The sequence below is a fragment of the Pseudomonas syringae pv. tomato str. DC3000 genome, assembly GCF_000007805.1.
GTDB classification, from domain to species: Bacteria; Pseudomonadota; Gammaproteobacteria; order Pseudomonadales; family Pseudomonadaceae; genus Aquipseudomonas; species Aquipseudomonas avellanae.
This window is the reverse complement of the sequence record NC_004578.1, coordinates 5,302,790-5,327,437: the sequence shown is the minus strand read 5'-3', so window position 1 is coordinate 5,327,437 and position 24,648 is coordinate 5,302,790. Positions and strand designations below refer to the sequence as shown.

General features: G+C 57.0%; 6 protein-coding genes and 5 pseudogenes. 5 read left to right on the top strand and 6 right to left on the bottom strand.

Annotated features, from left to right (window positions below):
• The first annotated feature begins 240 nt into the window (after nt 1–240).
• Both PSPTO_RS24300 and PSPTO_RS24295 read left to right on the top strand, forming a co-directional pair.
• Entirely contained in the window at nt 241–13,836 is a 13,596-nt protein-coding gene (locus tag PSPTO_RS24300; RefSeq protein ID WP_011105127.1) for an amino acid adenylation domain-containing protein, read from the top strand.
• A 94-nt stretch (nt 13,837–13,930) separates the two neighbouring features.
• A pseudogene (locus PSPTO_RS24295) lies at nt 13,931–14,781 on the top strand (IS5 family transposase).
• Between the two features lie 449 nt (nt 14,782–15,230).
• On the opposite strand, the pseudogene PSPTO_RS24290 reads toward PSPTO_RS24295, so the two are convergent.
• Together PSPTO_RS24290 and PSPTO_RS30075 are read right to left on the bottom strand one after the other, a co-directional pair.
• Nucleotides 15,231–15,835 (bottom strand): annotated as a pseudogene (locus tag PSPTO_RS24290) (IS5 family transposase); the annotation flags it as partial.
• A 33-nt stretch (nt 15,836–15,868) separates the two neighbouring features.
• Nucleotides 15,869–17,003 (bottom strand): annotated as a pseudogene (locus PSPTO_RS30075) (IS3 family transposase); the annotation flags it as partial.
• A 151-nt stretch (nt 17,004–17,154) separates the two neighbouring features.
• Here PSPTO_RS30075 and tnpB point away from each other — a divergent pair.
• The 3 genes and pseudogenes from tnpB to PSPTO_RS30725 all read left to right on the top strand — a co-directional run.
• Nucleotides 17,155–17,514, top strand: coding sequence for an IS66 family insertion sequence element accessory protein TnpB (tnpB, locus tag PSPTO_RS24280; protein ID WP_003409203.1), 360 nt, complete (start codon nt 17,155–17,157; stop codon nt 17,512–17,514).
• Nucleotides 17,515–17,531: 17 nt separating this feature from the next.
• Entirely contained in the window at nt 17,532–19,085 is a 1,554-nt protein-coding gene (locus tag PSPTO_RS24275; protein WP_003409202.1) for an IS66-like element ISPsy5 family transposase, read from the top strand.
• Between the two features lie 347 nt (nt 19,086–19,432).
• Nucleotides 19,433–19,724: pseudogene (locus PSPTO_RS30725) on the top strand (multidrug transporter MatE); the annotation flags it as partial.
• 12 nt (nt 19,725–19,736) lie between these two features.
• On the opposite strand, the gene hopAD1 reads toward PSPTO_RS30725, so the two are convergent.
• The 4 genes and pseudogenes from hopAD1 to ccrA form a co-directional block, all read right to left on the bottom strand.
• Nucleotides 19,737–21,635 (bottom strand): type III secretion system effector HopAD1, encoded by a 1,899-nt coding sequence (gene hopAD1, locus PSPTO_RS24270; protein ID WP_011105124.1) that lies wholly within the window; start codon nt 21,633–21,635, stop codon nt 19,737–19,739.
• A gap of 685 nt (nt 21,636–22,320) precedes the next feature.
• Nucleotides 22,321–22,487 (bottom strand): annotated as a pseudogene (locus PSPTO_RS30360) (carbon storage regulator); the annotation flags it as partial.
• Between the two features lie 146 nt (nt 22,488–22,633).
• Nucleotides 22,634–23,377, bottom strand: a complete 744-nt coding sequence (locus PSPTO_RS24265; RefSeq protein WP_005894403.1) for a thioesterase II family protein — start codon at nt 23,375–23,377, stop codon at nt 22,634–22,636.
• Nucleotides 23,378–23,432: 55 nt separating this feature from the next.
• Entirely contained in the window at nt 23,433–24,638 is a 1,206-nt protein-coding gene (ccrA, locus tag PSPTO_RS24260; protein ID WP_011105123.1) for a crotonyl-CoA carboxylase/reductase, read from the bottom strand.
• Between the last annotated feature and the right edge of the window lie 10 nt (nt 24,639–24,648).

Sequence of the window (24,648 nt, the reverse complement as noted above, 5' to 3'; positions counted from 1 at the left end):
CGGGGAAAGTCTGATTATCTGAAAGTAAGGAAGTTTTTTAAATCTTAGGTCAAAAGCTGAACAAAATCTGATGGCTACTTCAGAACCTTCCTAGGTTCTGACACCCAGTTCATCTGCGAAAAATTGTGCTGTAACTACCCATCTCTGTATGAAACTTGGCCAGCACTACAGGAATTCGGTAGGGCCGCGAACATCATCATTCAGCTGCCGGAAGAATATTAAAATCATGGATGTTTACGCATGAAGCCATCAAATCAAAAAGCATCGAAAAACTCAAATTTCTCGTATGAACTGTCCTCTGTACAGCAGGGTATCTGGCTCGGTCAGATAGCGGATTCGAACATACCACTGTACAACATTGGCATGAGACTGGAGATCAATGGTGATCTCGATATTCCGATGTTCGAGAAGGCTATCAATCTGGTTGCCAAGCATAACGATGCACTACGGCTTGCCTTGTTCCATGAGGGCGATATAGCCAGGCAGAGGGTGCTGCCATCTGTCGATATCAGACTCGCACTCGTCGATTTTTCAGACTACGTTGACAGTGTCGAGCGAGCGCTGGAATACCTTCAACAATCATTTTCCCGACCGTTCAATCCCTTGGAAGGCATTCTTTGGGAGGTGCAGCTCGTACGGTGCAGTGCATCCCATCATTACTGGCTGGGGCGGTGCCATCATTTGGTCATGGATGGCGCAGGGGTAACGCTGTTCTGCCATGCAGTGGAGAAAGCCTACAATAATTTGTTGGCGGGCATCGACGAGCTCGAGGAAGCCCCTTCCTACAGCGACTTCCTGATCAAAGACAAGGCCTATCTGAGTTCGTCGCGCCTGGAGCGCGACAGGGCGTTTTGGCGCGAACGCTATACACAACTGCCGCCACCTCTGCTGCAGTGGTCCGGCGATCATGCCGTGGGTTCAATGTGCAAGAGCGGTCATATTCGCTCGACGATAAAGCGTGACCTGTTCAATGCCCTGGTCGCCGTTGCCACCGAGCATGACCTTTCTCCTGTCGCGATATTCTTTGCCGCCGTAGGCGCCTATTTTTCACGTGTTGGTGATGCTGAAGAGGTCATCATCGGCATGCCCCTGCATAACCGCACGACGGCCTGTCAGAAAAAGACGATCGGTATGTTTTCTTCCGTTATTCCGATCGGCGTACGGGTCGACCCCAATCGCTCCCTGCTCGAATTGATGGGCAATGTGGCCGCCGAATTGCGACGCTGCTACCGCCATGAGCATTTTCCAATCGCGGAACTGAATCGCGCCCTCAATATTGGGCATTCCAGGCGCAAGCAGATCTTCGATATCACGCTTTCATTCGAAAAATTTGACGCGGACTTTATCTTTGGCGGCTCCCCTGCGCAGGCGATCAGGATGTACAGCGGCTTCGATCAGACGCCACTCTCAATCGCTATCTGCGATTACTATTCAGACGATGACATTGTCGTTGACTTTAACTTCAATCTGACCTGCTTTGGCCAAGACGAAATTGAACGGATTCGGGACCGCATTACGCTGCTCCTGAAGTTGGTTGCCGCTCATGACTCAACACCGATTAGCCAGCTTGCGCTGATGGGCGAAACCGAGCGCCGGCAAGTGCTCGTCGAGTTCAACGCAACACATCAGGCATTGCAGCAGGATCTATTGGTCCATCAGCTTTTCGAACAGCAAGCGCAGCAGCAGCCTCAAGCGCTTGCACTGGTGTGCGGCGACGAGTGTGTGACTTACGCGGACCTCAACAGACGCAGCAGCCAGGTGGCTCATGTCTTGCTGTCACTGGGCATTGTTGCCGACGACCGCGTGGCGATCTGTGTGGAACGCAGTGTGGAGATGGTGGTGGGCTTGCTGGGGATCCTGAAGGCTGGCGGTGCATATGTGCCGCTGGACCCTGGGTATCCGCTGGAGCGGTTGCGCTACATGCTGGAGGACAGCGCGCCGGTGGCGGTGCTGGTGCAGCCCGAAACCCGGGAGCTGCTGGGTGCGCTGGCGATGCCGGTGCTGGATCTGCAAAGCGCGAACTGGGCGGTTAAGGCCGAGCTTGATCGCGTGTCGCCGACAGTCACGCCACAGCACCTGGCTTATGTGATCTATACCTCGGGTTCGACCGGCCAACCCAAGGGCGTGATGATTGAGCATCGCAATCTCGTTAACCTGGTGGCTTGGCACTGCGATGCATTCGATCTGACCCATCACAATCGCGTTTCGAGCGTGGCGGGAGTCGGTTTCGATGCCTGCGCCTGGGAAATATGGCCAGCTTTGTGTGTGGGAGCCAGCCTGTCGCTGCTGCCTGGACAAGCGCTTGGCAACGATGTGGATGCACTGCTGTGGTGGTGGCGTCGGCAAGATCTGGATGTGAGCTTCCTGCCTACGCCGGTTGCCGAGATGGCATTCACCCAAGAGATCGAACCGGCCACGCTGCAAACGTTGCTGATTGGCGGAGACCGGTTGCGTCGGTTTCCCAATCCGGATAGTCAGGTCGCGCTGATCAACAACTATGGTCCGACCGAGACAACGGTTGTGGCGACATCCGGTCTGATCGATGCAACACAGTCGGTATTGCACATAGGCCGTCCTATAGCCAATACGCAGGTTTATCTGTTGGATGCCCACGGCCAGCCAGTACCCATTGGGGTCAGCGGCGAGATCCATATCGGCGGTGCGGGGGTTGGCCGTGGCTATCTGAATCTGCCGGAACTGACGGCGGAGCGTTTCGTCGAGGATCCGTTCAGTGCCGAGCCGGCAGCGCGGATGTACAGGAGCGGCGATCTGGGGCGCTGGCTGGCGGACGGTAATATCGAATACTTGGGGCGCAACGACGATCAGGTCAAGATACGAGGCTTGCGTATCGAACTGGGCGAGATCGAGACGCAGCTGAAACAGATAGCGAACATCAGGGAAGCGGTGGTGGTTGCCCGAGAGGACACGCCGGGCGAGAAGCGTCTGACGGCGTATTACACACAGCAGGAAGCGAAACAGGCGATTACGGCGCAGACATTGCGTACTGCCTTGCAGGCGAGGCTGCCTGAATACATGGTGCCGGCAGCGTATGTGAAATTGTCGGAATGGCCGCTGACGCCCAATGGCAAGCTGGACCGGCGGGCATTGCCGACGCCGGGGGACGACGCTTACGCCAGTGGTGACTACGAGGCGCCGGCAGGCAAAGTCGAACGTGCACTGGCGGATATCTGGCAAGAGCTGCTCGGTATCGATCGGGCAGGGCGCCACGATCACTTCTTCGAGCTGGGTGGGCATTCGTTGCTGGCGATGAGACTGATCTCCCTGGTCCGACAGCGTTTGAACGTAGAGTTGCGATTGGCCGAGTTATTCGCACATCCGCAGCTCGAGGCGCTTGCCTGCGTGGTTGAGCAGGCACAAAGCAACGCGCTGCCGCAGATTGCGCCAGTCTCACGAGAGATGCCATTGCCGCTGTCGTTTGCTCAGCAACGGCAGTGGTTTCTGGCCCAGATGGAAGGTGCCAGCGTTGCTTACCACATACCGGCGGGGCTGCGCATACTCGGCGCGCTGGATGAGCCCGCCTTGCAACGATCGTTGAACCGGATAGTGGCGCGTCACGAAGTACTGCGCACAACGTTTGTCCAGCAGACCGCGGACCAGTCCGTGGTGCTGCGCATACATCCCGAGGAAACAGGCTGCCCCTTGCGCAAGTACGATCTCACGACGCATGCCGATGGCTCGCGTGAGTTGGCACGACTGGTGGACGAAGAAGCCATTAGGCGCTTCGATCTTCAGCAGGGACCGCTGATTCGAGGGAGCCTGGTTCGTCTGAGCGATGAAGAGCATGTGCTGCTGTTGACCATGCACCACATCGTATCGGATGGCTGGTCGATGGGCATTTTGACGCGCGAGTTGGGAGCGCTCTACGCGAGCGGTTGCCAAGATGAGGCAGCCCCGTTGCCGCCGTTGTTGATTCAGTACGCGGACTACGCGATGTGGCAACGAAGTTGGTTGAGCGGCGAGGTATTGCACAAGCAAAGCACTTACTGGCAGACGGCTCTGCTCGATGCGCCGGCATTGCTGATGTTGCCCGCTGACCGTGTACGTCCTGCGCAACAGGACTATACGGGTGCGTCGGTAGCTGTGGTGCTGGATGCGACGCTGAGCAATGAGCTCAAGACGTTGAGTCGGCGGCACGGCACCACTCTTTTCATGACACTACTGGCGGGCTGGGCAACGGTATTGAGTCGTTTGTCAGGGCAGGATGAGGTGGTAATCGGTTCGCCGGTGGCGAACCGGATGAGCGCGGAGGTCGAGGGCCTGATCGGTTTTTTTGCCAACACCCTGGCGTTGCGGGTAGATGTGTCAGACGACCCGACGGTCGAGGCATTGCTGAGTCGAGTCAAGGCCTGCACGCTGGCGGCGTATGAACACCAGGATCTGCCGTTCGAGCAGGTGGTGGAGTTGCTCAAGCCGGTGCGCAGCTTGTCCCATAGCCCGCTGTTCCAGGCGATGCTGTCGTGGCAGAACATGCCGACGGCGGAACTCGCGATCGACGGGCTGGAGCTGACGCTGCTGGATTCGGTAGTACGCACCACCAAGTACGATGTGTCGCTCGACTTGGCGGAGGTAGAGGGCCGGATCGTCGGTTCGCTGGAATATGCGACGGCGCTGTTCGACAGAGATACGGCGCAAAGCTACGTGGCGTATCTGGAACGGGTGCTGCGTGCAATGGTCGAGAACGAGCGCCAGGTAGTCGGAGCGATCAAGCTCTTGGGCGAAACCGAACGCCGGCAAGTACTTGTCGAGTTCAACGCAACACACCAGGCCTTGCGACAGGATTTATTGCTCCATCAGCTTTTCGAACAGCAAGCGCAGCAGCAGCCGCAAGCGCTTGCGCTGGTATGCGGCGACGAACGAGTGACTTACGCCGATCTCAACAAACGCAGTAATCAGGTTGCTCATGTCTTGCTGTCACTGGGCATTGTTGCCGACGACCGCGTGGCGATCTGTGTGGAACGCAGTGTGGAGATGGTGGTGGGCTTGCTGGGGATCCTGAAGGCTGGCGGTGCATATGTGCCGCTGGACCCTGGGTATCCGCTGGAGCGGTTGTGTTACATGCTGGAGGACAGCGCGCCGGTGGCGGTGCTGGTGCAGCCCGAAACCCGGGAGCTGCTGGGTGCGCTGGGTGCGCTGGCGATGCCGGTGCTGGATCTGCAAAGCGCGAACTGGGCGGCTGAAGCTGAGCATGATCGCGTGTTGTCGACGGTCACGCCACAGCACCTGGCTTATGTGATCTATACCTCGGGTTCGACCGGCCAGCCCAAGGGCGTGATGATTGAGCATTGCGCCATTGTGAACCGCCTGTTATGGGCGCAGGACCACTATCGGCTGAGTCGCGAAGACCGCTTCTTGCAGAAGACACCGTTCGGGTTTGACGTGTCGGTCTGGGAGTTTTTTCTTCCTTTGCTCGCCGGTGCGCAATTGGTGATCGCACGTCCGGCAGGCCATCAGGACCCCGAGTATCTGGCCGAGTTGATCGCAGGCTCGGGAGTGACGATATTGCATTTTGTACCCTCCATGTTGCAGAGCTTCCTCAATCAGGTTGGCCCGCTGGCATGTAGCACATTGCGGCAGGTGTTCTGTAGCGGCGAGGCGTTGCCCTATAGTTTGCAAAAGCACTTCGAGCAACGCTTTGCGCATGTGCAATTGCATAACCTGTATGGCCCTACTGAAGCCGCTGTCGACGTCACCTACTGGCACTGCGTGCCCGACCTGCATACGGGGATCGTGCCGATTGGCCGGCCCGTCGCCAATACCCGGCTGTATCTGTTGGACCCGCATATGCAACCGGTCCCGGTTGGCGTGCGCGGCGAGATTTACATCGCGGGTATACAGCTCGCTCGCGGCTATTTGAATCGTGATGCGCTGACCGCGGAGCGATTCGTGAAAGACCGTTTCAGTAACGACCCGACGGCGCGGATGTATAGGAGCGGCGATCTGGGGCGTTGGCTGGCAGACGGTAATATCGAGTATCTGGGACGCAACGACGATCAGGTCAAACTCCGTGGGTTCCGTATCGAGCTGGGCGACATTGAAGCGCATCTGGCTGGGTGTGCTGGTGTCGGAGAGGCTGTGGTGGTTGCCCAGGAGGACACGCCGGGTGAGAAACGCCTGATCGCTTATTACACGACGAGGGAAGCGAAAGAGATTATTGCAGTGCAGACGCTACGTGCGGCCTTGCAGGCGAGTCTCCCTGAGTACATGGTGCCGGCGGCGTATGTGAAATTGTCGGGGTGGCCGCTGACACCTAACGGCAAGCTGGATCGCCGGGCGCTGCCCGCGCCGGAGGGTGATGCTTATGTGAGCCGCGGCTACGAAGCGCCTCGCGGGAAGGTGGAGATGGCGCTTGCCGAAATCTGGCAGGAGCTGCTTGATGTCGAACGGGTAGGGCGCCACGATCATTTCTTCGAACTGGGCGGGCATTCGCTATTGGCCGTCAGTCTGATGGGCCGGATGCGTCAAGCGGGACTGTCGGCGGATGTACGGATGCTGTTTGCTCAGCCGACTCTTTCGGCGTTTGCCGAGGTTTTGGGTAACGGTCATGAGGTGGAGGTGCCCGCCAACGGAATCGTGGTCGGGTGCACACGAATTACCCCGTCGATGTTGCCGCTCGCAGACCTCAGCGAGGACGCCATCGAGCGAATTGTGAGTACTGTGCCGGGCGGTACGGCGAACGTCCAGGATATCTACGCACTGGCGCCACTGCAGGAAGGGGTGTTGTTCCACCACCTTGCGTCGCTAGAGGGTGACCCCTATTTGCTGAATACGCGTTTTGCGCTGCCAAGCGAAGACCACCTGAAGGCTTTCGTGCGGGCACTTCAGGGCGTGATTGCCAGGCATGACATCTTGAGAACGGCGGTGCTGTGGGAGGGGCTGGACGAGCCGGTCCAGATAGTCTGGCGTGAAGCGCCATTGGCCGTGGAAGCATTGGAACTGAAGGCGGCTGACGGAGACATCGAACAGCAACTTCAGGAGCGCTTCGATCCCAGGCATTGCCGGCTGGATTTGACAAAAGCCCCCTTGATGAAGATGGCTTACGCCTACGACGACGCAAATAGTCGCTGGGTGGCGATTCTGCTGTTTCACCACATGGTGCTGGACCACATGGCGCTGGAAGTGGTGCAACATGAGGTACAGGCGGATCTGCTGGGGCAGGCAGCGCGACTGCCGACGCCGGTACCTTATCGTAACCATGTTGCGCAGGCGCGATTGGGAGTAAGCCAAGCGGCCCACGAAGCGTTCTTCCAGGAAATGCTCGGTCAGGTGACGGAGCCGACGCTGCCATTCGGTTTGCACGATGTGCAGGGTGACGGTCGGGACATAAGGCAAGCCAGGCAGGCAGTGCCCGCAGAGCTGGCGGGCAGGATCCGTCGGCAAGCCAGGAGTCTGGGTGTGAGTGCTGCCAGCCTGCATCATCTGGCGTGGGCGCACGTTCTGGGACGCACGTCGGGCAGGGAAGAGGTTGTGTTCGGTACGGTGTTGCTGGGGCGGATGCAGGGTGGCGACGGTGCCGACCGCTCGTTGGGGATGTTCATCAATACCTTGCCGGTGTGCTTGAACGTGGGTGAGCAAAGCGTAAGTGAGGGGGTGAAGGCCACGCATGCCCGCCTGACTGCGCTGCTTGGTCACGAACATGCGTCGTTGCCGCTGGCGCAACGCTGCAGCGCCATTGCCCCGTCGTTGCCGCTGTTCAGCGCGCTGCTGAATTATCGGCACAGCGCCCAGCCGGAAATATCGGATCAAGCAGACCGCCCTTGGGGCGAAATCGAGGTCTTGGGCTGGAATGAGTGGACCAACTATCCGTTGACGCTTGCCGTGGACGATCTGGGCGAGGGCTTTGCACTGACCGTTCAATCCACGGCGGGGGTCGATCCGCAAAGGGTATGTGCTTACATGGAGACGGCGCTGGAGAGTCTGGTCGAAGCGCTGGAGCACTATCCCGAGTCGTTGCTGCGCCGTCTGGATGTGCTGCCGCGAGCCGAGCGTCAGTTGCTTCAGGAGTGGAATGCGACGGCCGTGGATTACCCGCAAGACACCTGCGTCCATCAGTTGTTCGAAACGCAAGTGGAAAAGACGCCAGAAGCGATTGCGCTGGTATTCGAGGCGCGCAAATTCACTTATGCGCAACTGAATGCGCGTGCCAACCAGTTGGCGCATTATCTGATCGGCCTGGGCATCGGGCCGGATGACCGGGTGGCGATCTGCGTGGAGCGCAGCCCGGAAATGGTGGTGGGCTTGCTGGGGGTTTTAAAAGCGGGCGCTGCCTATGTGCCGCTGGACCCGACGTATCCGGAGCAGCGGTTGCGCTACATGCTGGAAGACAGCGCGCCGGCGGCGGTACTAGTGCAGCGCATGACCCGGGCGTTGCCAGGCAAGTTGGCAGTGCCGTTGCTCGACCTGGAAGGCGGGGGCTGGGAGTCTGAGGCTGACTATGATCCAGTGGCGCGAGCAGTCAAGCCGCATCATCTGGCCTATGTGATTTATACGTCAGGCTCAAGCGGCCGACCCAAGGGCGTGTTGATTGAGCAAAAGGGTTTTCGCAATCTGATGCACTGGTATCTCGACGAGCTGAAACTGGCGTCCGATGATGCCGTACTGCTTGTTTCATCCTATAGCTTCGATCTGACGCAAAAAAACATTCTGGGGCCGTTGTTGGTCGGTGGAACGCTGCATCTGGCCAGAGAGGCTTTTATTCCCGACGTGCTGCTGAAGCAGATTCAACGCGAGCGTATTACCCACATCAATCTTTCACCCAGTGCGTTCAACGCGCTCATCAATGCAAACGATTCAAGGCAACTAGACAGCATTCGCCGGGTGGTACTGGGCGGAGAGCCTGTTCAGTTCGCCAGATTGGAAATGCTTCCCGAGCCGAGGCCGGAATTCATTAACAGTTATGGGCCCACGGAGTGCAGCGACGTGGTGGCCTGGCATAGACTGGTTGAGGATATCGACTGTTATCGGTCTTCGGTGTTTCCGATCGGCCGTCCGATCGCGAATACACGGATTTACCTGTTGGATGTGCACGGCCAGCCAGTGCCCATCGGGGTCAGCGGCGAGATTTATATCGGCGGTGCGGGGGTTGCCCGTGGCTATCTCAATCTGCCGGAACTGACGGCGGAGCGTTTCCTGGATGACCCGTTCAGTGCTGAGCCGGCGGTGCGGATGTACAGAAGCGGCGATCTGGGCCGCTGGCTGGCGGACGGTAATATCGAGTACCTGGGGCGCAATGATGATCAGGTCAAGATCCGGGGCTTTCGTGTCGAGCTGGGCGAAATCGAGTCGCAACTGGCGGTTTGCCCCGGGGTCAGGGAAGCGGTGGTGCTGGCACGCGAGTATAGCCCCGGAGACAAGCGCCTGGTGGCGTACCTGACGGCGCAGGAAGGTGCCGTATTGTCAGCAGCGCAGTTGCGCGAGCAACTGTCGCAAGGGTTGACGGAACACATGATCCCGAGCGCCTTTGTGACGCTGGCGAGTTTCCCGCTGACGCCGAACGGCAAACTGGATCGTCGGGCATTGCCGGCGCCGGAGGACGACGCTTATGCCAGTCGTGATTACGAGGCGCCTGTAGGTGAAGTCGAACCTGCGCTGGCGGAGATCTGGCAGGCGTTGCTCGGTATCGATCGGGCAGGGCGTCAAGATCACTTCTTCGAACTGGGCGGGCATTCGTTACTGGCCGTGCAACTGGTTTCACGCCTGCGTCGGCAGTTCGGAGTCGACGTGGCACTGCGAGATGTGTTTGCCGAGCCTACATTACAAGGTCTGGCACGGCAGGTGACGAACGCCAGGCTCACGGCGCAGCCGCCGTTGACGCCGGTCGACCGCAATCTGCCATTGCCGTTGTCGTGGGCGCAGCAGCGCTTGTGGTTCCTCGATCAACTGGACCGTGCGGCGGGAGCCGCCTATCACATCGCTGCAGGGCTACGCTTGCGCGGCCAATTGAATCGCGACGCCTTGCAAGCCACGCTGGACCGCATCGTGGCTCGCCACGAAATCCTGCGCACCCATTTTGTCTTGCACAAGGGCCAGGCGATACAGTTGATCGCACCAGCGGCCCAAGGGTTTGCCCTGGCTACCCACGACCTGCGCTCTCTGGGCAGCACGGCGCAGCACGAGGCGGTCGAGCGGCTCGCTCGCGAGGAGTCGGTTGCACCGTTCGACTTGTCGAGTGGTCCGCTGATTCGTGGGCGGCTTGTGCAACTGTCGGAGACAGAGCACGTCCTGCTGGTGACGCAGCACCATATCGTTTCGGACGGTTGGTCGACGGGCGTTCTGCTGCAGGAAATCGGTACGTTATACCGTGCCTTCAGCCAGGGGCTGGCCGATCCTCTGCCGGCACTGGCCTTCCAGTATGCCGACTACGCGGCGTCGCAGCGGCAGTGGTTGCAGGGCGAAACCCTGCAAACGCAGGTCGACTTCTGGCGCCAGCACCTGAGCGGAGCTCCGGCCCTGCTGGAGCTGCCCACCGACCACCGCCGGCCACCATTGCGCAGTTACGCGGGCGGGCGGGTGAGTCTGGCCCTGGGCCCAGCATTAACGGCAGGGCTGCGACAGTTGGGTCAGCGTCATGGTGCGACGCTGTTCATGACATTGCTGGCGGGGTGGTCGAGTCTGTTGAGCCGGTTCAGCGGGCAGGATGACGTGGTGATCGGCACACCGGTGGCAAATCGTCCGCGTAGCGAACTGGAGTCGCTGATCGGCTTCTTCGTCAACACACTGGCGCTGCGCATCCGGCCGGAAGGGAGCCTGAGCGTGGCGGCGTTGCTGGAGCAGGTCAAGGCGGTCATGCTGGCGGCGCATGCGCATCAGGACCTGCCGTTCGAGCAGGTGGTGGAGGCGTTGCAGCCACCGCGCAGCCTGGGCCATAGCCCGATCTTCCAGGTCATGCTGGCGCTGAACAACACCCCGGGCGGCGGCGAACTCAGCCTGCCGGAGCTGAGCCTGGAGCCGCTGCAAACGCCGCACACGACAGCCCAGTTCGACCTGTCGCTTTCACTTGTCGAGGCGAAGGGTGGGTTGCTCGGTTCTCTGGAATACGCGAGCGATCTGTTCGAGCGTGCGACGATCGATCGGATGGCGGGGCATTTGCAGGTGCTTCTGGAAGGGATGGTGGCGGATGACCAGCAGCCGGTCGGAAAACTACCGCTGCTGTCCTGCGCGCAACGTCGGCAGGTGCTGGAGACGTTCAACGATACGGCGGCGGCCTACCCGGCGGACAAGCTGCTTCATCAACTGTTCGAGGAGCGGGTGGCACAACATCCGGATGCCCTGGCGGTGGTCGATGAAGCCGGAAGCCTGACCTATGGCGAACTGAATGTGCGGGCGAATCGACTGGCACATTATCTGATCGGCCTGGGTGTCCAGCCGGACGATCGGGTGGCGATCTGTGTTCAGCGCAGTCTGGAAATGGTGGTGGGCTTGCTGGGAATTTTGAAGGCGGGCGGTGCGTATGTGCCGCTGGACCCTGGATATCCGCCAGAGCGGTTGCGCTATATGCTGGAAGACAGTGCGCCGGTGGGGTTGCTGTTGCAGGGCGAAACCCGGATGTTGTTGGGCGAGTTGGCGGTGCCGATGCTTGATCTGCAAGAAGGCGACTGGGAGGTTGAGGCTGATCATAATCCCGTGGTGCCGACCATCAAGCCGCAGCACCTGGCCTATGTGATGTATACCTCAGGTTCCACTGGTAAACCCAAAGGTGTGGCCAACCAGCATAACGGCGTCGTAAACCGGTTGTGGTGGGCGCAGAGTGAATACCAGCTCGGGGCCGACGATTGTGTCTTGCAGAAGACTCCATTCGGCTTCGATGTATCGGTCTGGGAGATCTTTCTTCCTCTGCTTGCCGGAGCACAGCTGGTCATGGCCCGCCCCGGAGGCCATCAAGACCCTCACTACCTGATGGAAGTGATCGAGCGCCGAAGCATTAGCATGCTGCACTTCGTTCCTTCCATGCTGCAGGCCTTTGTCAATCAGACGCCAGCAGGGCGGTGTTCGACGCTCAAGCGAGTAATTTGCAGTGGAGAAACACTGCCGCATACTTTGCAATTGCAAAGCCAGGCGCATTTCCCGAAAAGCGAGTTGCATAATCTTTATGGACCCACCGAAGCAGCCATTGACGTCACTGCATGGCATTACGTGGCAGAGCAGGAGATCGGGATCGTTCCGATCGGCCGTCCGATAGCGAATACACGGATTTACCTGTTGGATATGCACGGCCAGCCAGTGCCCATCGGGATCAGCGCCGAGATTTATATCGGCGGAGTAGGGGTCGCCCGCGGTTATTTGAATCGACCGGAATTGACGGCGGAGCGTTTCCTGGAGGATCCGTTCAGTGCAGGGCCGGCGGCGCGGATGTACAGGAGCGGTGATCTGGGGCGCTGGCTGGCGGACGGCAATATCGAGTACCTGGGGCGTAACGACGATCAGGTCAAGCTCCGGGGCTACCGTATCGAACTGGGCGAGATCGAGTCGCAGCTTGCGGCTTGTCTCGGGGTCAGGGAGGCAGTGGTACTGGCGCGCGAGCACAGTCCCGGAGACAAACGCCTGGTGGCGTATCTGACAGCGCATGAAGGTGCCGTGTTGTCGGCGACGCAGTTGCGCGAGCAACTGTCGCAAGGGCTGGCCGAATACATGATTCCGAGTACCTTTGTAACGCTGGAGAGTTTCCCGCTAACGCCGAACGGCAAGCTGGATCGACGGGCATTGCCGGCGCCGGAAGACGACGCTTATGCCAGTCGTGGTTACGAGGCGCCGGTAGGTGAAATCGAGCATGCGCTGGCAGAGATCTGGAAGGCGTTGCTGGGGCTGGAGCGGATGGGTCGCCATGACCATTTTTTTGAACTGGGCGGGCATTCGTTACTGGCGGTGCAACTGGTTTCGTCCCTACGTGAGCGTTTCGAGGTCGAAGTGGCATTGGGCGATCTGTTCCTGCATCCGACAATCTGTGAACTTGCCGCGTCTTGTCTTAGTGGTTTGAACAAGTCTCTTCATCCGAATCTAACCACCATTCGCAAAGAGGGGACTCAATACCCCTTGTTCCTCATTCATGAAGGCTCAGGGGATATTGGTTATGCCCAACAGCTGGCGAAGCAAATTTCCTCTGATATCCCGGTGTATGGCTTTTCGGCGAGCGGACTGCAAATCGGAGAGGAGCACCTCACCACTATCGAGGCAATGGCCTCACGCTACATTCAGGGTATCCGCCATATACAGCCGGATGGGCCGTATCGCGTCGCCGGTTGGTCTGCCGGGGGAACGATCGCCTATGAAATTGCCCATCAGTTGATAGGGGCCGGTGCTACAGTAGAGTTTCTCGGGCTTATCGACACCACCAGTGACTATAGGCATTTGTTTAATGCGCAGGAGGTTGAACACGCTCATCCCTATGAGACGCCTGAGATCGAAGCCTTGTTGAGGCTTTTGTCCCCTGATGCACGTCACGGGGCTGTCAGCCACCTGGCTGCTGCTCGGGATTTCGAGGCCTTATTGGCTTATACGCAAGTTCAAGGTCTGCTTCCCGAAGGGATAGATAGTGATCTCGCAAAAAGATACCTGGCACTGATCCACAGTATCGGTCTGGCCCTCTACCGTTACGTTCCGCCAGCGCTACCGACACGCCTCACTTTATTCTCGGCGACCGGAGAAAGTCGCAGTGATATCAGCATTGGTTGGGGGGGGCTTATCCCCAAGGAGCAACTGCAAATCATCTCCGTCAGGGGAACTCATCACTCTATTTTGAAAGAACCCGACATTCGTGCTCTGGGACGGGCGATCCTTGAGGTAGTCACCAATAAGGGGGCAGCCAAAACCAGTTTAGTTTAGTGTGACTTTTTTTTGCCATCACCCGAAGCCCTAGGGTTTGTCTGAAAAGTCGCTTTGGCTAGAATGATGCCCTCTGGTTGCAAGGAGAGCCGGTATGACAAGCCGTTATGAAATTTCATCTAAGCGTTGGGCGATCATTGAAGCCATTGTTTCTCCTCAATACATGGTGCGGCCAAGGCGAGATGATCGTCAGATGCTTAACGGGATCTTCTGGATTTTGTGCTCTGGTGCCAAATGGCGGGATCTTCCAGAACGTTTCGGGCCTTGGAAGACCGGTTACTAGCGTTTCAGACAATGGCGTTACAACGGCACGTTCGAGCAGGTTCTGCGCCACCTTCATCTTCATTTGCGAGAAGACGGTTTCATCGATCTGGACACCTGTATGTTCGATTCCACGCCAATCTGGGCCACCCGAACAGCCAGCGGCGCTGGAAAAAAAGAGCCCGCAGGAACTGCCACATCACTGTCTCGGCCGAAGCGGGGGCGGGCTGAATACCAAGATATACCTAGCCTGCGACAGCCATGGCTTCCCGCTGGCCATCCTGCTGTCGCCTGGCGAACAGGCTGACTCGCGCTATTTCACGCCGTTGCTGGATCAGATCAGCCTTCCTGGCAGCAAGGGGCACCCGCGCAAGCATTGCCGTTATGTGCTTGCCGACAAGGGTCATGACAGCCAGATCTTGCGTCAGTACTGCGATCGCTACGGCATGCAGCCGGTGATTCCTCTGCGCAGGATGCACCGCAAGCCTCGACCTGGCGTGCCTCGGCTGTTTGACGGGACTCAGTGCAGAAAACGCAACGGTATTGGGCGGCTGTTCAGCTTGCTCAAGGAAAAACGTCGGATCTGTACGCATTACGACAAACTGGCCAGTAGCTTTAAAGCCATGGTCACACTGGGTATGCATCGAAAGATGCTTGCGGGCTGACTTTTCAGACAATCCCTAGCTCTTTGTAACCAGTCCGAATGGCCCGGATTTCGGGTGTTCCTTCCACAAATATCAGTGTGCAGACCCAATTGTTACCTTCGGAGATGCCTGCCGCAGGCTCAGGCGGGCATAACCAATTTGCTCTTATAACAGGTGCTGCAACATGGTTGCAAAGTCTGGCGCTGAGGCACCGTCAGTAGGCGCAACGTGCCCATGAACGTTAGCAGCCGGCGCAGCTGTGTTGTGAAGTGGTCACGGCCAACCAGCTGCGCTAGGGGGGAGTGAAAGAATGGCTTCGCCTGTGCGGGAGGATATTTCGACCTGTCCAAAAAAATGATCATTCGAGGTCATCGCTGTGTGGTCCTTGATGGGATCGATAGATAAAACGGAAAAAATCGTACGCCTAGCATGTAGCCTTTCAGGTTGAATCCATAGAAGCTGACCGCGAGGTGTAAGGAAATACCAAAGCTAGGTTTTGTAAGAAAAGTATTGCTGCCTACAACGTAGGCTGCAGGCCAGCGTGATCATGGCTGCGTAGCTCTTGGCCAGCTTGTCGTAGCGAGTGCCGATTCGGTTGTTCTCTTTTAGCCAGCCAAACATCCGCTCAATTATGTTGCGCTGCCGATACTTTGGACGATCAAAGAGTCGGGGCAAGCCAGGCCGGGTTTGCGTGGCATGGCGCGTGGCGGGATCACAGGCTGCATTCGATAACGGTCGCAGTAGTAACGCAGGTGTTCTGCACCATAGCCTTTGTCAGCCAGTAACCATCTACTGCGCTTTCGTGGTCGCCCCGGCTTACCGGGAACGCGCACCAGATCCAGCAACGACTGGGCGTGGGCGATATCGCTGGCTTGTCCCGGTGAAAACATGAAGCGCAATGGTACGCCATTAGCGTCGTAAACCATATGAATCCTGGTTGTCAGGCCGCCTCGACTGCGCCCCAGAGCATGGTCTAGCGGTTCTTCAGGCCCCCTTTTTCCGGCGCCTGAAGAGGCTCGGGTTGCACGTACCGCCGTGGAGTCGATCATCCAGGTGTTCAGATCGATCAGTCCCTGCTGATTGAGTCGAATGTAATGGTCAACGGATCCCGAACACGACGTTAAGGTTTTCTCGTACTGAGCGGGCGCCAGTCCATCATTGAACTGGTGTGGCCGAACCCGGTTGTAGCGATGCATCAGATAATGACTAATATCCCCTTGTGCCTCTTGGGCCGTCATGTAGCCCACGGCGGGTATCCACTCGGTTTTCAAGCTGCGGAATACACGCGCCATCGGCGAGTTGTCGTAGCAATTACCTCGGCGACTCATGCTCTGGCGCACGCGATATCGCCAAAGCCGCTTGCGAAACTGTCGGCTACCGTATTGGGCGCCCTGGTCCGAATGAAACAGCAGGCCCTGAGGCTTGCCGCGTTGCTCATAAGCCATGTCCAGCGCCTTGATCACCAAGTCCGTATCCGATTTTTTTGAAAACGCCCAGCCCAGCACCCGACGCGCATAAAGATCCATAACCACCGCCAGGTAATGCCATTTTCCTTGCGCCCAGATGTAGGTGATGTCGCCACACCAGACCTGATTGGGCGCGGTTACATCGAACTCCCGATTCAAAATGTTCGGAATGTCAGGTCGCTCCACTGTTGCTTTTTTGTAATCATGCGAGCCCGGTTGCTTGCTGATTAATCCCAGTTCCCGCATCAGGCCACGCACCTTGAACCGACCGATTTGCTCGCTATCTTCCTGCATCAACGACACAATACTGCGGCTGCCAGCAGCGCTTCGACTTTGTGTAAACAGCTCATTGAACCGCCCGCGTAGCCGCACCAGTTCGGAGTTGGTGGACCGGCGTCGCAAGCAATGGTCGTAGTAGCATGAGCGAGGTATCTCGAACACTTCGCACGGCAACTCGATCGGCTCATGGCACTGAGCTGATCGATCAGCGCATGCGCTCGTGCTCTTCCGACATCAAGAGCGCGTTGGCCATTTTTAAAATGGATTTCTCCCGCTCAAGGCGAGCGATCCGGGCTTCCTGCTCTTGAATTTTCTGCTGCTCGGGCGTCAGGGCTTTGCTCTGGGGCGTTACGCCATTGCGCTCCTGCTGGAGCTGGCTCACCCAGCGACGCAGCGCAGATTCCACCACCCCGAGCGAGCGGGCGGCTTCGATATGGCTATAGCCTTGATCGAGCACGAGGCCTGCGGCCTCGCGCTTGAATTCAGTGGAGAAGGTACGGCGTTGTTTTGTCCTCAGACACCTCTATCTGGCGACATTCTTGCCTAAGTGAGTGTCCGGAATCATTAGACCAGTACAAATATTGCGTATCCGATCCACGAACCCCACATTTCAAGCCACTGGCTGACGCCTGATGCTGTGCTCCCGTTTTCTTTCAGGAGCCAGCACCATGATGCGACCCGACGCCAAAGTCGAGAAAGTCTACCTCTATCCCAAACCCGTGGATTTCAGAAAATCCATCGATGGCTTAGCTGCTTTGGTCGAGTTGGATATTAAAGTGGCGGTCTTTGATCCGGTGCTCTTTGTCTTTCTCAACAAATCCCGGAATCGAGTGAAGATTTTGTATTGGGAGCGTAACGGCTTCTGCCTTTGGCTCAAGCGTCTCGAGTCCGAGCGTTTCAAAATCTCGCCAGATGATGTCGACGAAGCCATTGTGCTGACGGTTCAGGAATTGAATTGGCTGCTGGATGGATTTGATCTGTGGCGCAACCGTCCTCATAAGATTTTGACTCCAAGGTTTGTTGCCTGACGGGTATAATCCAGGGCATGCGACCATTGCCCGACAACCTTCCTGACGATCCCGTATTGCTCAAACAGATGCTGCTTGAGAGCTACGAAGCACGCTCGCGCGAACAGGAAGTTAAAGACGCCTACGCCACTCACATCGTTGATCTCAAAGAGCAGATCAAGCTGCTGCGTGACCGTATTTTTGGTCGAAAGTCCGAACAAACCGTCGAGCCTAATACCCCTCAACTTGCCTTGTTCAATGAACCTGAAAGCGAGCCTATGCTCCCGGTCGGCGATGCTGATGAGGAAGTAGTTGCTCCTGCGCCACGCCGTGGCAAGCGCAAGCCACTGTCGGCTGATCTGCCGCGCATTGAAGTCATCCACGAGCTGCCCGAACACGAACTGACCTGTGCCTGCGGTTGCCGCAAGCATGTCGTCAGCGAGGAAACCAGCGAGCAACTGGATATCGTGCCGATGCAGATTCGGGTGATCAAACACATCCGCAAAGTCTACGGCTGTCGTGGCTGTGAGTCGGCACCGGTCACAGCCGGCAAGCCTGCGCAGTTGATTGAAAAGAGCATGGCCAGCCCCAGCGTGTTGGCCATGCTGCTGACCACCAAGTATGTCGACGGCTTGCCGCTGCATCGTTTTGAAACGGTGCTAAGCCGACATGGCATAGAAATCCCGCGTCAAACGTTGGCCCGCTGGATTATCCAGTGCGGCGAACATTTGCAGCCGCTGTTAAATCTGATGCGTGATCGATTGCTGGAAAGCCCGGTCATCCACTGTGACGAAACCCGCGTTCAGGTACTGAAAGAACCAGATCGAGACCCGACCAGCCAATCCTGGATGTGGGTACAGGCCAGCGGGCCTCCAGATCATAAAGTCGTATTGTTCGACTACACTTCCAGCCGCGCGCAGGACGTACCGTTACGGCTGCTGGAAAGTTATCGCGGCTATGTGATGACTGATGATTACGCGGGCTATAACGCGCTGGCGTTACAACCGGGCGTGGAGCGCTTGGCGTGTATGGCCCATGCGCGGCGCAAATTTGTCGAAGCACAAAAAGTGCAACCTAAGGGCAAGACCGGGCGTGCCGATATCGCGCTGACGATGATCAATAAGCTGTACGGTATCGAGCGCGAATTGAAAGACGGCAGCGACGAACAGCGCTTTACCGGTCGGCAGGAGAAAAGCCTGCCAATCTTGGCTCAGTTGAAAAGCTGGCTGGATAAAACTCAGTCCCACGTGACGCCGCAAAGCGTGCTGGGCAAGGCAGTTGGTTATCTGGCGAATAACTGGAGTCGGCTGAAGCGTTACGTGGAAGCCGGCTTTTTACCGATCGACAACAACCCGGCAGAGCGCGCAATAAAGCCGTTTGTTATTGGGCGCAAAGCCTGGCTGTTCAGCGACACGCCTAAAGGCGCCACCGCCAGTGCACAGATCTATAGCTTGGTCGAGACCGCCAAGGTCAACGGCCAGGAGCCCTATACGTGGCTGCGCCACGTACTGGAGAGGTTGCCACTTGCGCAGTCGGTGGCCGACTATGAGGCGTTGCTGCCGTGGAACTGCTCACCGGAAATGCCAAGATAAACGGAAGCCGCATCTGATGGTAGGTGTGGTTGGTGGATCGCTTACAATATTGCGCAGTGCTGGCTTCGGCAAACAGTCGGTTTTGACCCTGCTAACGGCGACTGCCGTCGCCTACCTGATGTCGAGCCTAGGGGCTGTACGAAAAGTGGCTGCGGTTATGCTGCGTTAAAAACAGGCTCGGATGCGAGTCCAATCGGAATGCTCATTTACAACACGTAGAGTCGAACGCCACCCCGGCCGTTCCTCGCCTGTTTTTGCCTTGCCTGACCTTCGCGCGCCGACTTTTCGTACAGAACCTAGTAGCGGCATGTCTGGGTTTATTACGTCCACTGAGTCACCCATCAGACCTTTCAGGTGACATCAGCAATATCGGCCGAACTGTCTTGCCTGCGATGGCGCCGTTCTGCTCTCAGGAGCTGGCCGCTATGGGTGTTATCGGCAGTGTCATTCAGGTTGCTCTTTGTGTCGAGTTCGCCTTGTCCGGTGCGCTGATCCGGAGACTGGTGCAGAACCTCTGTGCACACTGCTCGCTTTTCGCAAGCCATAACGACAACGTAGGGGTTGTTGATCGGATACGGCGCAGTCACCTCGATGTTACTGATTCTGCTGGTTGAGCCATTAGCCGACCTGTCCCATGTTGTCCCTGTGGAACTATTTTTTGGGCAGCCAGCGCTGACTTAACGGCGTACCATCGTGCGCTCCAGAATTCAGCGCGTGCAAGTAAGCCTCATAAGCAGTCCTGACCGACGCCGGGACACCTAGGACCGGGGGGCGTAACGACACCAGTGGTTGAGCTCCTTTGTCCATCATTTCGCCTGCTACCTTCTCAATAAAACGCTGACTATTAAGGTGACGCAAAGTTACTACTTCATCGATAAATGCACTGGCTTCAGCGTTACCTATATTCGGATATCTTGCTGCAATGCCGGCACGGAGCATAGTTCGATTATCGGTGGTAAAGTTATTTTCGCCGTTAGCCACATATGCTGGCATAAGTCCCGACAATGCTGCAGCGGAGGCCTTGATCGTGCCTAACTGTGGTGACACGATGACCGATGCAACCTCGGTTAAGGTTTGATTTTTTACCTCTGCGGCAACCCCGTCCAGGTTGCCCTTTTGTTCGTTGGTTTGCCGCTGGAAGTAGTCTCGGGCCGCCAGATAGTTTTCTACTTGATTCTGCAGTACCTGTTTATCTGGCGGTTGACCGCTATCTAACTGCCAGGTTTTTAGATATGTCTGGATCTGTACTGATGGCGCACCTTCTAACAGCATTTGTGATAGCTTTTCTGTTTGCTTTTCGGGGAGCCTGGTCATTTCCTCAAGTATACGATCCAACGCGTGGTCCTTATAGCTATGCTGAACATTAGTGGCCAGCTGAGCAACTGCCGCCCCGACAATAATTAAACCATTATCGCTATTGGAGCCGCGACTTTGCAAGCCTATTACTGTCTTGAAAGGCTGGTCGCTATAGACTTGATCGTAGTCATATATAGGTTCTAGGTGGTCAAGAAGACTGCCTAGTATGGCCGCTGCGCTACCCGGCTTATGAATATCTTGACCCATGGCGTACACATAATAGTCCGCATCTAGCACCTTCTTTGGCTCCCGTGAGTCTTGTCCTAGCGAACTGTAATGTAGTCGCAATGCGAAACCATTCTCTAGTTTTGTTGGGCGAATATCTAATTTGTCAACTTTATGTATAGCGCTTTTGGCCAGCTCTGGCGCGAATTTTAGTTGATTGCCATCCAGCAATACCGGATTCGTACTGCGGGTAAACCAAACCGCATTTGCCCCAAGCTCCCCGGCACGTTCAGCTGCATCAATGCCTGCATTTGGTCCATGTATCACCACCGTTTTTCCAGCAAACGTCTGGGGAGAGGCATCACTCGCTCGCATAAACTCATCCAGGTCCAGCACCTTGCCACGCAAGGCTTTCTGCTCATGCAATTTGATGTTGTCCAGTCGTTTTTCTGCTTGAGTGTGTGATGTAACGCTGTTCCAGATACTGGTATGGGGTCCGGCACCAGTCCCCAGTACAATCTGTCGGCTTTGCAAAATCTGGCCATTGTCCAGATTTATTCGAAAACAACCGTCATCCAATCGCGAAATGCCTGTTACCTGTGCTTTCAAATGTTCTGCGCCTAACTCCACTGTTCGCGTCAACTGTCTTCGGTTACTCGCAGAAAATTCGGCACGAGCAGCATAGTTAGGATCATATTTTGGAACCTGTTGGTCCCATTGGCTTATAATTTCAGTCTGGTGGTTAATATAACCTTTCCCACGAACATTCTCGGCCCAAGAGTCGTCCTTGCCTACAATACTGACTTTTCCTAAAAACGGCGTTGTTACCCCGCTATCGGCAAAGCGACCATTAAGCTCATTGAGTAGGTAGGCAACACTACTACCCACTCCGATGAATGTAAGTTCACGGACACGATGCGGATCCAGCCGACTTTTGGTATTGCTGATAGTCTGGCTAGTTGCGGAAGTTGGTAGGCTAGAATCCACAGCAGTGGGTCGCATGTGATGCAAGCTGTGCCCGATAAGCATTGTGTGGTGCTCTCTCTAAAATCAGTTAGGAAGCATTAAGATCTAATACGAGCTTGCAATACCTGCCCGTTTTTGTACTACTATGGAAATTCTCGGTTCAAATTTTCCTTCGCATTGGCCGCGGCTTGCGGCGATTATGTAACAGCACGTCAACTTGGGTAGGCACGGTACGAGTGGTAGCAATATGTTTTGCAACCGCAGTTTTGGAGCTTTCAATAGCGATCGCCCCTAGGTCAACGTCTTATCCGGCGTTATCGTTTGCCAGGCGGTATCGCTGAGACTGTTTTGGTGACGCAAATAGCTTCTCGTGGTTTCAACTTGGGAATAGTGACGTCTCTTTTCTCTTTCAGCTTCCCCCCCCCTTCCTTAATTTGCCCCTGATCGAGTTTCAACTCATCAGAAGTTTGAGGGGTAATAAGCTGATCTGCCAGTCCCGCCACGGACGCGATTAGTCACGGATATTACCTCTAAATGGTAGTGATTTTCGCTATGAATTTGCCTTTAGACCCTTAGTCATTCAATGACATATTCTCTTTCTTTACGCCACTGTCAGTCTGTGGCGCTATGCAAGAAAAAGGTTCCTGAAAGAGGCTAGCTTTTGCTGGAAAAAAACAGGTGGGCCGGGCAGGAAAATCACTTTGCCTTGGCCGACGCGGCGCAAATTGCTCATCCAAGCCCAAAACAAACGCCACCGGCGCTTATGAATAATGACAGGGCCAGCCTTGCGTTCGGTCACTTTGCTATCAACGTGTTTGGACTGTGCCGCAAAAAAACCGGTGCTTCAATCTGGATACATAAATTCCCAGCGCCTTCTGAAATGCATATGACTTGGATCGTAAGCGGCCGGCGAATACACCTTCAAACCCCCAGCATTAATGACGATGGTGTCCACTTTGAAATACGTGGACACCATAGCCCTTATTGCCAGGTTCACCATGCGTCAACGCACAACTTATCCCAAGCTCTTCAAGTCTCAAATCGTCCAAGAATGCCCGACTTTATAAGGATTTTAGCAAGAATTGATTCATGATCTGTAGTACGTCGTAATGATGGTCCTTAATAAAGAAATGGCCGCCGTCGAATGCTTGGAAGGTGGTTTCACCAGAGGTTACGTCGCGCCAACCCTGGGCCACGTCGGGACCATGGGTGGAGTCTTGGCGACCGCTCAAAATCAAGAGGGGGATCGGCAGGCGGGGTTGCGGCTGCCAGCGATAGCTACGAACTAGGGTCAGGTCTGCCTTGATGGTCGGGAGGAAGAAACTCATCAGTGCCCGGTTGCTCAGGACAACTTCGGGCGTACCGCCGTAGGCGCGGATAAGGGCAATTGTATCATCGTCGGAAAGTGCTGGCTGCGCTACCGGTTCGAAGTAGGCGGGGGCTTTGCAGCCAGACAGGATCAAGCCGCGTGGCAAGGGTAGCTGTCGCTCTGCCAAGGCTCGGCATATCAGGAAGGACAGCAGGGCCCCGAAGCTATGGCCGAAGAAAGCGAAGGGTTTCTGGCAGTCGGCGAAAAGCGGCACCAGCGCCTGGACGAATTCCTGGACGTCGGCATAGGACGTTGCGGGGCAACTCCCTCGGCCTGGCAGTTCCAAGGTGATCCACTCGATGGAGGCATCGAGCCGGCTCGCCCAGCCTAAGTAGGCCTGGGCGTCGCCACCGGCATAGGGAAAGGCATAGAGGGTGCGCGGTCGTTGCTCGCGGCTGGCCCGTACCAGCCAGGGGTGGTCATTGGTTGAGGACATGGCTAGGTCTCAGAGCAATAGGGAGTAGGAGGTCGCGCGTCGAGCCGGCAACCGTTCAACAACCGACCCCTAGGCCGGGTCGCTCGGCCTTGACCAGCACGGCGGCATTGCCTACGACTTCTCCACTCAGTAGCGCCTGATGCGCCCTAGGTGTCTCCTCGAAGCGATAGAGGGTGTTCAGGGTCGGCACTACCCGGCGTTGTTCGACTAGTTGCAGGAATTCCTGGCACTCGCGGATGTTGGCGTAGTGGGAGCCCTGGATGCGCTTCTGGTGCATCCACAGGTGGCGGACATCGAAGTCGCAGTTGTAGCCGGACGTGCCACCCACGATGACCACCATGCCGGAGCGGTCGCAGATCTGCAGCGAGGTGGGGAAGGTGGCTTGGCCGGAGTGCTCGATCACCACTTTGGGCAGCTCCTTTTTCCCCAGCGTCATGAAGAAGTCGCGACGGAAACTCGCGAAGCTTTTGGTCCAGGCGCTGTGAGCGTCGGAGTTCAAGTCCGGCAGACGTCCCAGGTGCGGATAGTCGGTTCTGAGCAAGTACCCCACGGCGCCGAGTTCGCAGGCGTAGCGGCCCCTGTCTGGACTGGACACCACGGCCACCGGCAGCCCCCCGAGCGCGCGGGTCAACTGGATAGACATAGAGCCCAGGCCACCTGCCGCGCCCCAGATCAGGACTGCGTCTCCAGGCTTGACGGTATTGGGTGCCCAATGCGTGAGCTGCTTGTAGGCGGTCGGACCATTGAGCATCAGGGTGGCACTTTCCTCCCAGCTCAGGAACTTTGGTTTTGGGAAGCATTGGTAGTCTTCGACGAGGGTGTATTCGGCGAAGGAGCCGTAGCTGGTCTCGTAGCCGTAGATTTCCTGGTTGCTGCAGAACATGGGGTCGGGGGCGACGCGCGATTCGATGGCCGTGGCGTCGTAGACCGAGCAGGACACCACCACGGTATCGCCCACCTTGACGTGGGTGACAGCGTCGCCCACGGCTTTCACGTAACCGGAGGCTTCCGAGCCTCCGATGTGGAAGGGTTCGGCGTCACGGTTCCGCTTGCGCCGCGCGGCGATGATGTCCACCGGCTTACCCTGGGCGGCCCAGACGTTGTTGTAGTTGAGTCCGGCTGCCATCACTTCGATGAGGACCTGATGCGGACCCAGGGTGGGGATCTGGACCTGTTCGAGCTGGATGGCCTGCTGCGGTTCGCCATAGCGCTCGGGGCGGATCAGAAAGGCCTGCATGGTTTCAGTCAGTGCTTGATTCATGGGCTTCCTA

Bases quoted from the DNA above. Each gene is read 5' to 3' on its own strand.
- PSPTO_RS24300 (WP_011105127.1), top strand. From the start codon at position 241: ATGAAGCCATCAAATCAAAAAGCATCGAAAAACTCAAATTTCTCGTAT.
- tnpB (WP_003409203.1), top strand. From the start codon at position 17,155: ATGATGCGACCCGACGCCAAAGTCGAGAAAGTCTACCTCTATCCCAAA.
- PSPTO_RS24275 (WP_003409202.1), top strand. From the start codon at position 17,532: ATGCGACCATTGCCCGACAACCTTCCTGACGATCCCGTATTGCTCAAA.
- hopAD1 (WP_011105124.1), bottom strand. From the start codon at position 21,635: ATGCTTATCGGGCACAGCTTGCATCACATGCGACCCACTGCTGTGGAT.
- PSPTO_RS24265 (WP_005894403.1), bottom strand. From the start codon at position 23,377: ATGTCCTCAACCAATGACCACCCCTGGCTGGTACGGGCCAGCCGCGAG.
- ccrA (WP_011105123.1), bottom strand. From the start codon at position 24,638: ATGAATCAAGCACTGACTGAAACCATGCAGGCCTTTCTGATCCGCCCC.